12 protein-coding genes and 9 tRNA genes are annotated in these 15,771 nt (G+C 59.0%); all 21 read right to left on the bottom strand.

Translation table 11 applies throughout. The features are described 5' to 3' along the window. Positions 1–49: 49 nt before the first annotated feature. A complete protein-coding gene (locus tag BN3266_RS10615; protein WP_368013954.1) occupies positions 50–1,087 on the bottom strand; it encodes a tyrosine-type recombinase/integrase in 1,038 nt (345 codons plus the stop codon). Between the two features lie 454 nt (positions 1,088–1,541). After that, entirely contained in the window at positions 1,542–2,927 is a 1,386-nt protein-coding gene (gene radA / locus BN3266_RS10620; RefSeq protein ID WP_059005126.1) for a DNA repair protein RadA, read from the bottom strand. Between the two features lie 131 nt (positions 2,928–3,058). Continuing rightward, on the bottom strand, positions 3,059–3,814 hold the full coding sequence (locus BN3266_RS10625; protein ID WP_021659156.1) for a phosphotransferase family protein: 756 nt from the start codon (positions 3,812–3,814) through the stop codon (positions 3,059–3,061). Positions 3,815–3,865: 51 nt separating this feature from the next. After that, positions 3,866–6,478, bottom strand: coding sequence for a bifunctional acetaldehyde-CoA/alcohol dehydrogenase (gene adhE / locus BN3266_RS10630; RefSeq protein ID WP_021659157.1), 2,613 nt, complete (start codon positions 6,476–6,478; stop codon positions 3,866–3,868). Positions 6,479–6,853: 375 nt separating this feature from the next. Next, positions 6,854–7,585 carry an N-acetylmuramoyl-L-alanine amidase gene (locus BN3266_RS10635; RefSeq protein WP_059005127.1) on the bottom strand — a complete coding sequence of 244 codons (732 nt, stop codon included), beginning with the start codon at positions 7,583–7,585 and terminating at the stop codon, positions 6,854–6,856. A gap of 121 nt (positions 7,586–7,706) precedes the next feature. After that, positions 7,707–7,780 (bottom strand) — tRNA-Cys (locus BN3266_RS10640). Between the two features lie 76 nt (positions 7,781–7,856). Then, positions 7,857–7,932 (bottom strand) — tRNA-Gly (locus tag BN3266_RS10645). 6 nt (positions 7,933–7,938) lie between these two features. Beyond that, positions 7,939–8,014 (bottom strand) — tRNA-Phe (locus tag BN3266_RS10650). Between the two features lie 5 nt (positions 8,015–8,019). Further along, positions 8,020–8,096: transfer RNA gene (locus BN3266_RS10655), tRNA-Asp, on the bottom strand. 5 nt (positions 8,097–8,101) lie between these two features. Continuing rightward, positions 8,102–8,177, bottom strand: a tRNA-Val gene (locus BN3266_RS10660). Positions 8,178–8,293: 116 nt separating this feature from the next. Continuing rightward, a complete protein-coding gene (locus tag BN3266_RS10665; RefSeq protein ID WP_059005128.1) occupies positions 8,294–10,666 on the bottom strand; it encodes an ATP-dependent DNA helicase in 2,373 nt (790 codons plus the stop codon). A gap of 63 nt (positions 10,667–10,729) precedes the next feature. Beyond that, positions 10,730–11,095, bottom strand: coding sequence for a nuclear transport factor 2 family protein (locus BN3266_RS10670; protein ID WP_059005129.1), 366 nt, complete (start codon positions 11,093–11,095; stop codon positions 10,730–10,732). A 118-nt stretch (positions 11,096–11,213) separates the two neighbouring features. Beyond that, positions 11,214–11,287, bottom strand: a tRNA-Cys gene (locus tag BN3266_RS10675). A 76-nt stretch (positions 11,288–11,363) separates the two neighbouring features. Further along, positions 11,364–11,439: transfer RNA gene (locus BN3266_RS10680), tRNA-Gly, on the bottom strand. A 5-nt stretch (positions 11,440–11,444) separates the two neighbouring features. Then, a tRNA-Phe gene (locus tag BN3266_RS10685) sits at positions 11,445–11,520 on the bottom strand. Positions 11,521–11,526: 6 nt separating this feature from the next. Next, a tRNA-Asp gene (locus BN3266_RS10690) sits at positions 11,527–11,603 on the bottom strand. A 96-nt stretch (positions 11,604–11,699) separates the two neighbouring features. Beyond that, positions 11,700–12,581 (bottom strand): Hsp33 family molecular chaperone HslO, encoded by an 882-nt coding sequence (gene hslO / locus BN3266_RS10695; RefSeq protein ID WP_059005130.1) that lies wholly within the window; start codon positions 12,579–12,581, stop codon positions 11,700–11,702. Then, complete coding sequence (locus BN3266_RS10700; RefSeq protein ID WP_059005131.1) at positions 12,582–13,349, bottom strand: class I SAM-dependent DNA methyltransferase; 768 nt, start codon at positions 13,347–13,349, stop codon at positions 12,582–12,584. Then, positions 13,339–13,644, bottom strand: a complete 306-nt coding sequence (locus tag BN3266_RS10705) for a YerC/YecD family TrpR-related protein (RefSeq protein ID WP_021659164.1) — start codon at positions 13,642–13,644, stop codon at positions 13,339–13,341. Before BN3266_RS10705 ends, BN3266_RS10700 begins: the two co-directional genes overlap by 11 nt. A 193-nt stretch (positions 13,645–13,837) precedes the next feature. After that, complete coding sequence (lysA, locus tag BN3266_RS10710; protein ID WP_059005132.1) at positions 13,838–15,136, bottom strand: diaminopimelate decarboxylase; 1,299 nt, start codon at positions 15,134–15,136, stop codon at positions 13,838–13,840. 4 nt (positions 15,137–15,140) lie between these two features. Then, on the bottom strand, positions 15,141–15,767 hold the full coding sequence (gene yihA, locus BN3266_RS10715) for a ribosome biogenesis GTP-binding protein YihA/YsxC (protein ID WP_059005133.1): 627 nt from the start codon (positions 15,765–15,767) through the stop codon (positions 15,141–15,143). Between the last annotated feature and the right edge of the window lie 4 nt (positions 15,768–15,771).

Here is a 15,771-nt window from a genome sequence, read left to right on the forward strand (position 1 = left end):
CGACCTCCTTCCAGTGCCAGCTATCTCTGGAAGGAGGTCGCTTCTATTTTTATTCTTTATTGCCGTCTTTTTGGGGATTTTTTTTCGGTACGGTTTTTTGCTTGGGCGGCTTTACACCCGAGAGGGGAGACTTGGCGGAGGCCTCTTCCATCTGTTTGTTGGAGACATGGGTGTAGATTTCGGTGGTCGAAACGTGTTCGTGCCCTAAAATCTCACTCAAGACCCGTATGTCCACGCCGCCGTATTGGTACATCAGTGTGGCTGCCGTGTGCCGCAACTTGTGGGTAGAGAGCCCTTGGTTTGAAAGGCCGGCGTTTTGCAGCGTCCGCTCCACGATCTGCTGCACCCGCCGACGACTGATCCGGGTGCCCAAACGCGACAGAAACAGCGCATCTCTGTCCTTTATATCGGTCAAATTGCGGCTTCTGACCGGTTTGTAGTTCTCGATTGCGTCCAAACACGCCTGATTGAGATAGACGATCCGCTCTTTGTTTCCCTTGCCGGTAATGCGGACGGTGTTGTCGGAGAGATCGCCCAAATCGATTCCCACCAGCTCGCTCAGGCGCATGCCGCAGTTGAGAAAAAGGGTCAACATACAAAAATCCCGCTCGTAGTAACCGTCATCCACCACGTGGTTGAGCAGCTCCAAACTCTCTTCAAGGGTGAGATATTTGGGCATACTCTTTTTGATGGCCGGTATCTCCAGGTCTTTAATGGGGTTTTGCTCCAGCAGGTTGGCGTTGACTGTCAGGTACTTAAAAAAGGACTTTAAGCAAGAGACCTTTCGCGCCCGCGTCGTCGCGTTGTTGCCGCGCTCCTTGGTGATGAAGTACATGAACTCATACACGTCCGACAGGGTGACACTGCGGATCAAGTCGATGTCTACATCGCCAATGGAGATGTCGTCAAAGGGAGCGCCGGCAGCGACTAAGCCTTTGTGCAGCTTGAGAAAGCGAAAGAAGGTGCGTAGGTCGATAAAGTAGCTGTCGACCGTGCGGGGCGAACGGCCCTTGATGGTCTCCATATAAAAGAGAAAGTCCCGCATCACTGTGGGCGTCTGTGCGAGAATGGATTTGTCCAGCGGCAAAAAGACACCTCCTGATTTGGCCTTGATATACTGCCTGTGGAGCCTAAGGCGGCAGAGGCCATAGAAATTGGTTTTTAACGCACAAGAAAAAGAATCGTATCCCCTGAATTGCGCTAAATTTTTATTTAGCGCGATTTACTGTTTCCAATATAGCACCTCTCCCCGGAAAAATCAATTGAGAGATTTGGCGCGCTCCGCATCAAAGTGAAGTCGTGCAACACCCGTTCAGCCAATTTGAGCCAAGGCGGCTCCCCACCGCTTCAGCTTTGAGGATATTCTCCCAATCAACTGGGCAGGATACTTTGTAAATGGGAGGCGATCAAATCCATGAATCTAGTGATTTGCGGAAAAAAGTGCAAATTCCAAAAAGACGGCTACTGCAACCTGCCCAATCTGTCACAGATGGGAAACAACCTGGGCGAAGGCTGTGTTCACTTCACCCCTTTGGAGGAAATCAAAAAGCCGCTTTAAACGCCTCTTGTATGGAGCTCACCCCGACAACCTCTATTCCCTCGATTGGCTGTAACTGGGTGTGGCGGAGATTTTGTTTGGGCACGATGACCCGCCGAAAGCCCAGGCGCTGCGCCTCGCTGATGCGGGCTTGCAGCTGGGAGACGGAGCGGATCTCCCCTGTCAATCCCACCTCCCCCACCGCCAGCACATCGCTGGCAATGGGCTGGTCCTTGACGCTGGAGTACATGGCGAGGATCACCGCCAGATCGGCAGCCGGTTCATCCAGGCGAATGCCGCCCACCACGTTGATGTAGACGTCCAGGTTCCCAAAGAAAAAGCCGCCTTTTTTCTCCATCACGGCGATGAGGAGGTTGGCCCGGTTGTAGTCAAAACCGGTGGAGACACGGCGGGGCGCGGCAAAACCCGACTTGGTGATGAGGGCCTGCACCTCGGCCAACAAGGGGCGACTGCCCTCCATGTTGCAGGCCACACAGGTGCCGGAGACCCCTGCCGGCCGGCCGTCGAGGAGCATCATCGAGGGGTTGAGCACCTCTTTAAGGCCCTCCGCCGTCATGTCGAAGACACCGATTTCGTTGGTGGAGCCATATCGATTTTTGACCGAGCGGAGGATGCGGTGAGAAAAGTGCTTGTCCCCTTCAAAGTACAAAACCGTGTCCACAATGTGCTCCAACACCTTGGGGCCGGCGATCGCCCCGTCCTTGTTGACGTGGCCGATGATGAGGACGGGGATCTCCTCCCCCTTGGCCGTCTTCATCAGCAGAGAGGTGCACTCCCGCACCTGGGCGACACTGCCCGGCGAAGACGAGAGCTCGCTCAAGTTCATGGTTTGAATGGAGTCGATCACCACCAAATCGGGGCGGGACGAGGCAACCAGGTCGCAGATGGCATAGATGTCGGTCTCGGCCAACACCTTCAGGTTTTCGCCGTCGACGCCCAGGCGGTTGGCCCGCAGCTTGATTTGGCGGATGGACTCCTCGCCCGAGACGTAGAGCACCTGCAACTGTCTTGCCAAATAACCGCAGATCTGGAGCATCAAAGTGGATTTTCCGGCCCCCGGCTCTCCGCCCAGCAAGACCAGGGCCCCCTTGACGATCCCCCCGCCCAGCACCCGGTCGAGTTCGCCGATGCCGGTCAAAAAGCGGGCTTCGCTCTCTTCGCTGACGCGGTTGAGGGCGGTGGGCACCCTGTCGGACCGGTGACCGCCGGTTTTAGGGGCAGTCGTCCCCCCCTTTGCGGCGGCGGTGGCGCGCACCAGGTGCTCCTCCAAGGTGTTCCAGCTGCCGCAGCTGGGGCACTGACCACTCCACCGGGGAAAACTTGCCCCACATTCGCTGCAGGTAAAGGCTATCTTCTCACTCGATTTCATCTGTACCCTCCCAGATCGGACGGGGTTCTCTCCCCTTCTCTCTTTTTCTATTATAAGGGCTCCCTCCCCTTTCTGCAAACACAAAAAGAGACCGCCTCGGCGGTCTCTTTTTTCATTGAGAGAAGCGGCTCTTATTCGTACTCCACCACGTCGATCCAGCGCATCAGGAAGTCCTGCTCCAGATCGTTGTGCTTGGTCAGCTGGGCGGCAGCCACGATGGGCAGCCAGCGCTGCACGTACTGCAGGGCGGTATCGCTCTTCTCGCAGAACAGGCGCAGATACATGTCGGCCTTCTTCTGGTCTTTCAGGGCAAACAGAAGGTAGGTCATGGCCGCATCGGCACTGGCGTTGCCCTGGGTCGCATGGGCCCAGTCAATGACGGTCAGACTGCCGTCCTCGCCGACGATGACGTTGCTGGGGATAAAGTCGCCGTGGCAGACCTTCACGTGCTTGGGCATGCTGTCCAGGCGGGTGTGCAGCTCGTACCGGGTGGTGGCGCTGATGGCGGTCAGGCTGCTGATCTGGCGGTTGAGTTTGTCCTTGAGCTTGTTGAGCATGGGAGCCTGTTTGCTGTGCATCTCGAGCTGCAGAGAGACAAACTGGTCCATGTATTTTTCCAGGTTGGCCGGGTCTTCATCCATGACCTCTTCCATGGTCTTGCCGCGCTTGCGCTCCAACACCAGGGCCCATTTCCCGTCGATCTGGGAAACTTCCTGAACCTTGGCGGTGTTCAGGCCGGTCTCCTCAACGATGGCCTGGTTCAGCGCCTCGTTGAAGACGTATTTCTTGGGATGGGACTCCTCAAAGACCTTGACCACGCTGTCGCCGGAGAGATAGACTTTTTTGTAAGGGCGCGCTACGATGAGATCCTTTTCTTCCAATTTCATGATTCACTTACTCCTTCCAGGTGGGGATTGGCGAATAGACGGCGCGTTTGCTTACTTGCCGTAGTAGCACTTCAGGTAGATCTCTTTGATCTCCTTCATGAGCGGATAGCGGGGGTTGGCGCCGGTGCACTGGTCGTCAAAGGCCTGCTCCACCATGTCGTCCAGGGTATCCAGGAAGTACTTCTCGTCGACCCCGTAGTCCTTGATGGTCTTCTTGATGCCGATGGTCTCTTTGAGCTCTTCCAGCTTGGCGCAGAGCTTGTCGAAGACCTCCTGGTCGTTTTTGCCGCTCAGGCCGACAAAACGGCCAATCTCGGCATAGCGGGCCAGGGCATGGGGGTACTCGTACTGGGAGAAGGTGCCCATCTTGGTGGGGACTTCAACGGCGTTGAAGCGCATAACCTCGGTGAGGATGACTGCGTTGGCCACGCCGTGGGGCAGGTGGTGGAAGGCGCCCAGTTTGTGCGCCATGGAGTGGTTGAGGCCCAGGAAGGCGTTGGCGAAGGCCATGCCGGCCAGGCAGGAGGCGTTGGCCATCATCTCTCTGGCCTTGGGGTCGTTGGCGCCGTTCTCGTAGGCGGAGGGCAGGTACTCAAAGACGCTCTTGATGGCTTTGAGGGCCAGGCCGTCGGTGTAGTCGGAGGCCATGATGGAGACATAGGCTTCCAGGGCGTGGGTCATGACGTCAATGCCGGAGGCGCTGGTCAGGCCCTTGGGCTGGGTCATCATGTTGTCCACGTCGACGATAGCCATGTTCGGCAGCAGCTCGTAGTCGGCCAGGGGGTATTTCACGCCGCTGTTCTCGTCGGTGATGATGGCGAAGGGGGTCACCTCGGAGCCGGTGCCGGAAGAGGTCGGGATGGCGACAAAGTAGGCCTTCTCCCCCATCTTCGGGAAGGTGTAAACGCGCTTGCGGATGTCCATGAAGTCCATGGCCATATCCTCAAAGTTCACGTCGGGATGCTCGTACATCACCCACATGATCTTGGCGGCGTCCATGGCGGAACCACCGCCCAGGGCGATGATGGTGTCGGGCTCAAAGTCGGCCATGGCCTTGGCGCCGGCCTTGGCGCAGCCCAGGGTCGGGTCGGGGGCCACGTCGAAGAAGCAGGTGTGCTGAATGCCCATTTCGTCGAGTTTGGCCTCAATGGGGTGGACATAGCCGTTTTTGTACAGGAAGGTATCGGTGACGATGAAGGCCTTCTTCTTGTTCATGACCTTGCCCAGCTCGTCCAGAGCGACCGGCATGCAGCCCTTCTTGAAGTAGACCTTTTCAGGGGTTCTGAACCAGAGCATATTCTCTCTCCTCTCGGCCACGGTTTTGATGTTCAGCAGGTGTTTCACGCCCACGTTTTCAGAAACCGAGTTGCCGCCCCAGGAGCCGCAGCCCAGGGTCAGGGAGGGAGCCAGCTTGAAGTTGTAGAGGTCGCCGATGCCGCCGTGGGAGGAGGGGGTGTTGATGAGGACGCGGCAGGTCTTCATGGCAGCCGCGTGCTTGGCAATCTTCTCCTTCTGGGCGGGGTGCACGTAGAGGGAGGCGGTGTGGCCGTAGCCGCCGTCGGCGACCAGCTGAGCGGCCTTCTGCAGGGCCTCGTCAAAGCTCTTGGCGCGGTACATGGCCAGCACCGGGGAGAGTTTCTCATGGGCAAACTCTTCAGAGATGTCCACCGACTCGACCTCGCCGATGAGGATCTTGGTGCTCTCGGGCACGTTGACCCCAGCCAGCTTGGCGATGGTGTAGGCGGACTGACCGACGATCTTGGCATTGAGAGAGCCGTTGATGAGGATGGTCTTGCGGACCTTCTCGATCTCGTCTTTTTTCAGGAAGTAGCAGCCGCGGTAGGCAAATTCGTCCTTGGCCTGCTGGTAGACTTTGTCCAGCACGGTGACCGACTGCTCGGAGGCGCAGATCATGCCGTTGTCGAAGGTCTTGGAGTGGATGATGGAGTTGACGGCCATCCGCACATCGGCGGTGTCGTCGATGATGACGGGGGTGTTGCCGGCGCCCACGCCCAGGGCGGGTTTGCCGGAAGAGTAAGCCGCCTTCACCATGCCGGGGCCGCCGGTGGCGAGGATGATGTCGGCGCTCCGCATGACCTCATTGGTCAACTCCAGCGAGGGGACGTCGATCCAGCCGATGATGCCCTCGGGGGCGCCGGCCTTGACCGCTGCCTCCAAAACCACCTTGGCGGCGGCGATGGTGCAGTTCTTGGCGCGGGGGTGGGGGCTGATGATGATGGCATTGCGGGTCTTCAGGGAAATCAGGGTCTTGAAGATGGCAGTCGAGGTGGGGTTGGTGGTGGGGATGACCGCAGCCACCAGGCCGATGGGCTCGGCCACCTTCTGAATGCCAAAGGCGGGGTCTTCCTCGACAACGCCGCAGGTCTTGGTGTCCTTATAGGCGTTGTAGATGTATTCGGCGGCGTAGTGGTTTTTGATGACCTTGTCTTCCACAACGCCCATGCCGGTCTCTTCGACCGCCATTTTGGCCAGCGGGATGCGCTGCTTGTTGGCCGCCATAGCTGCTTCATAGAAAATCTTGTCGACTTGTTCCTGAGTAAAGGTCGCAAATTCCTTCTGCGCCTCTCTCATTGCCTTCATTTTTGCGATCAGCGCCTCGACGCTGTCAATGAGGACAGGTGCGGTTTCGTTTTTCTTCGCCATACTGATTTTCCTCCAATGCGGTTGTTGGGTGGCTCTGCTTACTATATCCAAGTATATAGCATGGCGAGCTTTTTTCAAGTGGCAATTGATAATTTTTTAACGATGTCCTTCACTTTCTATTTCCCCAACAATTCTTTTTCTGTTTGAGCAGATTTTATCATCAAATTGATGGCCTTCCCCCTTTTCCGACAGAAAATTGTTGATTTGCCATCTCACTTTATTCCTATTATACCCTGTCAATTTGCATAAGAAAAGCCTTTTCAGGCAGAAATTATAATGCTTATTTTTGCTTGAACCTCTCCCCCGCCCTTTTCCTCTGTCACACGAAAAATGCCCTCGCTCCCCATTGGGTGCGAGGGCACGGTTTTCTGTCTTTTAACGGGACTCCTGCCACTGAGAGGACTGCTCCAGGTAGGTACAGAGCCCCTGATAAATGCAGAGGGCCAACTGCTGCTGGTAGCTGCTGTCTTTGAGTTTTGCCAGCTCCTCCGAATTGGAGATGAAGCCGCACTCGATGAGGACCCCCGGTGTGGTGCTGTTTTCCAGCAGAAAGTACTCCTTGCCGGAGGGCTTGTGCTCCCGGTGGCTCTCGGGCTGCAAATTGGCGCGGATGGTCTGCTGGATACACTTGGCCAACAGCTCCCCCTCGGCGTTTTTCTTGTTGTAAAATACCTGGGAACCCTTGTTGGCGCTCTGGTAGGAGTTTTGATGGATGGAGAGAAAGATGGCGTTGGGGTGGTCATTGATCAATTTAAGGCGATTTCGCATGTCTGACTTCTTGCGCTGTGAGAGATTTTTTCCCTCGCTCTCGGTGGAGGTGTCCTGCTCTCTGGTCATGATGACGGTGTACCCCTGAAAGGCCAGGGTGTCCCGCAGCTTGAGGGCAATTTGCAGGTTGATGTCCTTCTCCACCACCGAACCCGATGTCGCACCGGAATCAAAGCCGCCGTGACCCGCGTCCAGGATGATGACCGGACTCTTTTTGAGGTCGGCGTCGCTGGCAATGGCAAAGGTCGTGAAGTTGCAGAGGGTGATGACCAGGGCCAACAGGACCGAGATTCCCAGCAGGAGATAGGGGGGCTTGCACCTTTTTGCGACAAACAGCATATTTTTCACCTCTCGGTAAAGGTATGCTGTTTTGGCAGGGGTTATGTCTCGTCCCTTCGGCCCCCTCCCTGGCAGCATAAAAGAAAGCCCTGAACTTTTTGGTTCAGGGCTTTCTTTTATATGGAGGCGCCACCCAGAATTGAACTGGGGATAAAGGTTTTGCAGACCTCTGCCTTACCGCTTGGCTATGGCGCCGTATTCACGGTTATACAAAATATCTGCATAACCGACTTTGTAAAACGGAAGGCGCTAATTTCTTAGCGCCTTTTTGTGGAGCGGGTTACGAGGCTCGAACTCGCTACCTCCACCTTGGCAAGGTGGCGCTCTACCAGATGAGCTAAACCCGCATAATTTGGTGCCTCCGGGCGGAATCGAACCACCGACACGGGGATTTTCAGTCCCCTGCTCTACCGACTGAGCTACAGAGGCCAAACTGGCGACCCGGAAGGGGCTCGAACCCTCGACCTCTAGCGTGACAGGCTAGCGTTCTAACCAACTGAACTACCGGGCCATATATGGTGGGAACAACAGGGCTCGAACCTGTGACCCCCTGCTTGTAAGGCAGATGCTCTCCCAGCTGAGCTATGCTCCCCCTCACAACCGCTGTAACTCATCCCTTCAGCGACGAGATTTATTTTACTATATCCACCCACTTCTGTCAATAGAAACTTTCGCATTTTTTCTCTTTTTCGGGGGAGCTTTTCCCCGCTAGAGCGCGCGCTCCTCCTCCCCCTCCCAAAAGGCCGTCAGCGCCTGGGCAATGGCCTCTGGGGAGCGGACCGTCCGGGCGTGGCGCCAGTGTTCGGGGAAGAGCTGGCGGTAGCGGGGGGCCGAAAATCGCTCGTCTATCAGGAGGACCACCCCCCTGTCCCCCTCGCTGCGAATCACCCGACCCGCTGCCTGCAGCACCTTGTTCATGCCGGGGAACTGATAGGCAAAGGCAAACCCCATGCGGTTTTGACCCTCGTAGTAGTCGCGGATGACGTCGGTCTCGGGGTTTAGCTGGGGCAGGCCGACCCCCACCACGATGCTGCCGATGAGCCGCTCCCCTTGCAGGTCGATCCCCTCGGCGTAGATCCCCCCCAGCACGCAAAAGCCCAACAGACTACTGCCCTGGGCGGGGGCGTCAAAGCGGGCCAAAAAGGCCTCCCGCTCCCCCTCGTCCATCTCCCCGGTCTGCACCGCCAGGGTAATTTCGGGGTGCTCGTCCCGAAAGCGCTCGCAGACCATCTCTATATATTTATAGGAGGGGAAGTAGGCGATGTAGTTGCCCTCTCTGGCGGAGACCACCTGCCAGATGGCCTCGCTGACGGCGGCGATACTCTCCTCCCGCCGGTTGTACTTGGTGGAGATGGCGTCGTCCACCAGCAGGCAGAGGTTTTGCGCCGGGTAGGGCGAGGGCAGGGTACAGACCTTGCTCCCCTCCCCGCCGCCCAAAACGGTGGCAAAATACTGAATGGGCGAGAGGGTGGCGGAAAAGAGGACCGCCGCTCTCCCTCGCTCCATCGCCTGCCCCAGCAGGTAGGAGGGGTCGACGCAGTACTGTTTGCTGATCACCTCTGTCCCCCTTTTCTCGCAGAAGAGGACATACCGCTCGTCAAAAAGCTGGGCGATCTTGAGGTAGCTGTTGACCTCAAAGTAAAAGGAGAGCACCGCCTGTAAGCGGGAATCGGCCTTGTGGCGGTCCAGCCACTCCTCACACCGGCCCTTGAGGACAGCGAGGCGGTCGATAAAGTCGCTGTCCTGCTCTTTTTTGAGGAGGAACCGCTCCTCCCCGCACTCCTTTCGCATGGCCACCATGGCGCTGTTGACCTTGGCGAGGGCAGAGCTGAGCTTTTTGCTGCCGGCGTCTTTCCCCAGCAGCCGCTTGATCTCCAATACCTTTGACTTGTAGAGCCGGGCCGAAAACATCTCCCGCGCCCGGTCGGCCAGATTGTGGGCCTCGTCGATCAAAAAGACATAGTCGCCCTGGCGCTCCTCCGAAAAAAAGCGCTTGAGGTAGACCTGCGGGTCGAAGAGGTAGTTGTAGTCGCAGATGATGCAGTCGCTCCACAGGGTGACGTCCAGCCCCAGCTCAAAGGGGCAGACACGGTGCTTTCTGGCGCAGGCCTCGATCTCCTCCCTGCCGATGCCGTCCGGCCCGTGAAGCAGCTCCATCACCGCATCGGAGACCCGGTCAAAATGGCCGTTTGCATAGGGACAGTCGTCGGGGTTGCAGGCGCGCTCCTCCAAAAAGCAGATTTTGTCCTTTGCGGTCAGGGAGACGCTGCGAAAGCGCAGGCCGCTCTCCCGCAGTTTGACAAGCCCTTCCTCCGCTGCCCGGCGGGCCACCGTCTTTGCGGTGAGGTAAAAGAGCTTTTCCGCCATCCCCTCCCCCACCGCCTTGACGGCGGGAAAGAGGGAGGAGATGGTCTTGCCCACCCCGGTGGGGGCCTGGCAGTAGAGGCGGCCCCTCTCTTGGATGGTCTTGTAGACGGCGCCCATCATCCGCCGCTGGCCCTCGCGGTAGCGCGCAAAGGGAAAGGAGGCGGAGGCGATGCTGGCGTCGCGCTGGGCCGTCCAGCCCTGCCAGAAGTCGGCCCACACCTGGTAGCGGGAGAGCAGGTCGAAAAAGCCCTCCTCCAACTGGGCAAAATCCAGGCTGCGGCGGTGGCGGAGGATCTCGTCGGTGTCGATTTGGTAGTAGGTCAGGCGCAGGGTGAGGCGCTCCTTCCCCTCCTGCAGGGCATAGATGTAGCCGTAGCAGAGGGCCTGCGCCCAGTAGGCGGCGTTGTCCTCCGGCCCGATGGAATCCAGCGAGACAGCCACCGTCTTGATTTCGTCGATGACCGTTTCCCCCTCCTCCTGGAGGATGCCGTCGGCCCGCCCCTGGATCCAAAAGGGGATGTCCCGGTAAACCAGGTGGATGGAGAGGGTCACCTCGGGTTGGTATCCCTCCTCCTGCCGCTGCAGCTTCCGGTGGATGCGCGAGCCCTCCTGGGCCCGGTCGGCCCCTGCAAACCGGCTGTCAATGGAGCCGCTCTGGGTGGTGAGCGCCACCAATTGACGGACCGGCAGGCGGATTTCCGTGCGCTCCTCCATCTGCCAAACACCTCCCCTCTCCCGCCGGCAAAAGCCGCGCGCCTCTCCTTTAAAAGAGGGGCGTCACCCCTCGACGATCCTCGCGTCCATGTTCAAAATCAAGTTCCAGCTGCCGCCGGCGCACTTCCAGACGGAGACCACGTGAAAGAGGCCGGCCAAATCCGCGTCGCGGCTGTTGTCGACGGCCACCCGGAGCAGGTAGTGCAAAATCACCTCGTCCTCGCTGGCACTGACGACCTCCATCTGCTCGATTGTGTATTCGGAAATGGAAAAGTCGGCGACCATCTCTGCGTACTCGCTGCCACCGCAGCGGTAACCGCCGCATATCATCACCGCATTTGGCGAGACAAGGCGCCGAAAGGCGTCCCCATCTCTGCGGAGGACCGCCTCCCACATCTCGTGCTCCAGCCCGATGACCGTCTGTTCCATAGCCCTCTCCTCCCGGCGGCCAACCCCGCCGTTTTCTTTTCAGTATACCACAGTGCAGCGCAGCTGTGCGACGAAAAACAGCTGCCTTTGCATTTCATCAAAGACAGCTGTTTGCTGTTGGAGGCGCCACCCAGAATTGAACTGGGGATAAAGGTTTTGCAGACCTCTGCCTTACCGCTTGGCTATGGCGCCATATTCACGGTTATACAAAATATCTGCATAACCGGCTTTGTAAAACGGAAGGCGCTAATTTCTTAGCGCCTTTTTGTGGAGCGGGTTACGAGGCTCGAACTCGCTACCTCCACCTTGGCAAGGTGGCGCTCTACCAGATGAGCTAAACCCGCGGAAATGGTGCCTCCGATCGGAATCGAACCAATGACACGAGGATTTTCAGTCCTCTGCTCTACCGACTGAGCTACAGAGGCACACATTGGCGACCCGGAAGGGGCTCGAACCCTCGACCTCTAGCGTGACAGGCTAGCGTTCTAACCAACTGAACTACCGGGCCATGTATACCAACTGAAAGAGAAAAGCAGAACTTTTGACCTCTCTCAGGGTTGCCGTTTCTTGTCCGACAACGTTTATTAGTATACAGGAGATGTGTTTATCTGTCAATAGGATTTTTCAAATTTTTTAGCTCTTCTTGGGTGAAGTTGTATTTTTTTTCACAGAAGTGGCAGCAGACCTCCACCGGCTCTCCCTCGTCGATCATTTCCTGCAGCTCCTCATTCCCCAGGCTGAGCAGCGCCTTCTCCACCCGCTGGCGGGAGCAGTTGCAGCGGTACTCCACCGGGAACTCGTCCAGGATATTGGGGGCAAAACCGTCGAGCACCCGCTCGATGATCTGCTCCAGAGACATCCCGCCCTCGAGCATCTGGGTGACGGAGGGCAGCTCTTTGAGGTTGCCCTCCAGCTGCTCGATCTCCTCCTCCAGCGCGCCGGGGAGAAGCTGCACCAAAAAGCCGCCGGCCGCCCGCACCGTCAGGTCGGGGTTGACCAGCACCCCCAGGGCGCAGACGGTGGGGATCTGCTCGCTGGCGGCGTAGTAGGCGGTCACGTCCTCGGCCACCTCGCCGCTCACCAGGGGCACACTGCCCACATAGGGGTCTTTCATGCCGGTGTCGCGGATGACCGTCAAGGTGCCTTCCCGCCCCACCGCGCCGCCCACATCCAGCTTTCCGTAGGGGTTGAGGGGCAGTTCCACCACCGGCCGGCTGACGGTGCCCCGCACATTGCCCCAGGCGTCGGAGACGGCGATGACATTCCCCGCCGGCCCCCCGCCGCTGAGGCGCAGGGTGACGCTCTGTTCCTTCCCCTTTAGGCCGCAGCCCATGATGGAGGCAGCGGTGAGCAACCTGCCCAGGGCGGCGGTGACCACGGCAGAGCTCTCGTGGATCTGCTCGGCCCGGGCGACAATGTCGGTGGAGTCGATGGCGGTCATCACCACTCCCCCATTTTCACTGATGGCGCGCAGTACACGTCCCATCTATTTTCCCTCCTTCTTGGCCAGGTATACCACCCGCTGGCTCTTCTCTGTCACCGGGCGGTCACGATACCCGTCAAAGCGCTGCAGCAGCGCAAATCCAGCCTCTTCCAAGGCCGTCTGTAAAAATTCAGGGGCATACCAGGTCTCTGAAAAACACTCGTCATAGCGGTCAAACCGGCCGTCCTCCCCCTCTTCAAAAAAGGTGAGGGAGATGTCGGTCACCCCTTCTTCCTCCCGCCACTCGTTCTGCCAGCCGCAGTAGAGGTCGCCCAGGTCGTAGAGGTAGGCGTTGTTCCCCAGCACCTGGGCGTGCTTGTAGCGGGTGTTGACGTCAAAGAGAAAGACGCCGCCCTCCTCCATGAACAGGGAGACGCGGGAGAAGGCGCGGCGGACCGCCTCCCGGTCGGGCAGGTGGTTGACGGTGTCCAGGGTGGAGACGGCGGCGCGGATGGTCCCGTACAGGTCGAGCTCCTCCATCCCCTGGCCCAGCAGCAGGATGTCCTCCCCGCTACCCATCACCCGCTCCCGGGCGATCTCCAGCATCTCCTCCGAGGGGTCGGCGCCGATGAGGTCGTACCCGGCCCGGGCAAGGCGCAGGCAGAGTTCCCCCGTCCCGCAGCCGGCGTCCAGCACGATGCCGCCGCCGATCCCCTGCTCTGCCAGCTTTTCCACAATAAAGCCGGCCATACGCGCCCTGTCCACGTTTTCGGTGAGGGCGTCGTAAAAGCCGGCAAAATTGCCGTAGAAATTCTGCTGTCTATCCTTCAAGGTCGGTCTCTCCCGCCATCGAGTCCAGCAGTTTGTCGTAGCCGCCGCACCCGTAGAGAAGGGAGCGGTTGACCCGGCTGATGGTCGCCGTCGAGGCGCCGGTCTCCTTGACGATGTCGCTGTAGACCTTTTTCTGCCGCAGCATCCGCGCCACGTGAAAGCGCTGGGCAATGGCCTTGAGCTCCTGAATGGTGCAGAGGTCGTCAAAAAAGTCATAGCAGTCGTCCAGGTTGTCGATGGACACGATCGCCGAAAACAGGTCGTCAAAGGTATCTCTTGACAGATTGCTGTTCAATGAAAAACCCGCCTTTCCAAATCATCTTGGTTTAAAGTTTAACACCTTAAATTGTGAAAGTAAAGGCTTCCCTGCGACTTTTGTGGCGGGGATGGAGAAATCCGGCAGTTCGCCCAAGAAAAAGCGCGCCGAAACACCGGTTTCCGCGCGCTTTCACAAGCTGTCTCAAGGGGGGCCGGAGCACTCTCCCCGCTCAGAGGTCGTTTCGCAGCAGGTCCTCCAGGCTCTCCCGGCGGACAACCAGGCGGCTCTCCCCCTGGGAGACCATCACCACCGGCGGGCGGGGGATGCGGTTGTAGTTGGAGGCCATAGAGTAGTTATAGGCCCCGGTGGCCAGCACCGCCAGGATGTCGCCGGGCCCTACCTCCTGGATGCGGGCGTTTTCCTGGATCAAATCGCCGCTCTCGCAGCACTTGCCCGCCACCGTGACCGTCTGGGTCTTGGGCTCGGCCGCCCGGTTGGCCACCAGCAGGTCGTAGGCCGCCTGGTAGAGGGCGTAGCGGGGGTTGTCGGTCATCCCCCCGTCGATGGCCACATAGGTGCGGATATTTTTGATTTCCTTCACCGATCCCACGGTGTAGAGGGTGGTGCCGGCGGGCCCCACAATGGAGCGCCCCGGCTCGATGACCACATAGGGGATGGGCAGCCCCTCCTCGCCGCAGCAGCGGTGGATGACTTTGGAGACCCGCTGCATGTACTCGTCGTAGCTGGAGGGGTTGTCAGAGTCGACGTACTTGATGCCAAAGCCGCCCCCCAGGTCGAGGATCTCCAAGGTTTTGCCGTACCTGCGCTGGATCTCGCCCATAAAGCGGATCATCACCTCGGCCGCCAACTCGAAGGGGGCGATGTCAAAAATCTGCGAGCCGATGTGGCAGTGCAGCCCCTTCAGCCGCACCCCCTTCATGGCCATGGCCTCGTCGACGGCCTCCATGGCCTCGCCGTTTTCCAGGGCCAGACCGAACTTGGAGTCGATCTGCCCGGTGCGGATGAAGTCGTGGGTGTGGGCGTCGATGCCGGGCTTGATGCGAAAGAGGATGTCGGTCTCTCGCCCGGCGGCCCGAGACAGGCTGCCGATGAGCTGCAGCTCTTCCAGATTGTCCACCACGATTTGGCCGACCCCGCTCTCCAGGGCCATGGTCAGCTCGGCCGGAGTCTTGTTGTTGCCGTGAAAGTAGACCCGCTCCATGGGAAAGCCCGCCTGCAGGGCGGTGTAGAGCTCCCCACTGGACACCACGTCCAATCCCAGCCCCTCCTCCTGGGCAATGCGGCAGACCGCCTTACAGCAAAAGGCCTTGCTGGCATAGGTGCAGAGCCCCCTGCCGTCGTAGTAGCGGTCGATGGACTGTTTGAAGGCCCGGCAGTTCTCCCGGATCAGGTCCTCGTCCATCACGTAGAGCGGGGTGCCGTAGCGCTCGGCCAGGGCGACGGCGTCCAGCCCGCCGACGGTCAGGTGGCCCAGGTTGTTGACGTCCAAATTCTTGGAAACGAACATCTCCTCACTCCTCCCCTTCGCACTCTTCCGCTGTGTCCTCCCCGTCATCCTCCTCCAAGAGGGCCTCCAAAATGCCCCGCAGCTCGGGGATGCCCTCAAAGGTCTGGGCGGAGGTGGCGACCAGGTGCAGCTGGTCGCCGCAGGGGATCTCCTCCCGCAGCTCTTCCAGCCGCTTCTCCTTCTGCTTGGCCGTCAGCTTGTCGGCCTTGGTCAGGGCGATGAGAAAGGGGATCTCGCTGTCGATGAGGAAGTTGATCATCTGCAGGTCATCGGCGGTGGGCTGGTGGCGGATGTCCACCAGCTGCACCACCAGGCGGATGTCCCGGTCGCTGTGAAAGTAGTCCTCCATCAACTTGGCCCAGCGCTCCTTCTCGGAGCGGGAGACCTTGGCGTAGCCGTAGCCGGGCAGGTCGACGATGTAGCCGGGGCCAGCGGTGAAGAAGTTGATGGTGACCGTCTTGCCCGGCGAGGCCGATACCCGCGCCAGCCGCTTGCGGTTGGCCACCTTGTTGATGAGGGAGGACTTGCCCACGTTGGAGCGGCCGGAGAAGACGATCTCCGCCCGGTCGCTGGGGGGCAGCTGGGACGACACCCCGTACGAGGCGTAAAATTCAATGGCGTTAAAGTTCATGGCG

The sequence above is a fragment of the Bittarella massiliensis (ex Durand et al. 2017) genome, assembly GCF_001486165.1.
GTDB classification, from domain to species: Bacteria; Bacillota; Clostridia; order Oscillospirales; family Ruminococcaceae; genus Bittarella; species Bittarella massiliensis.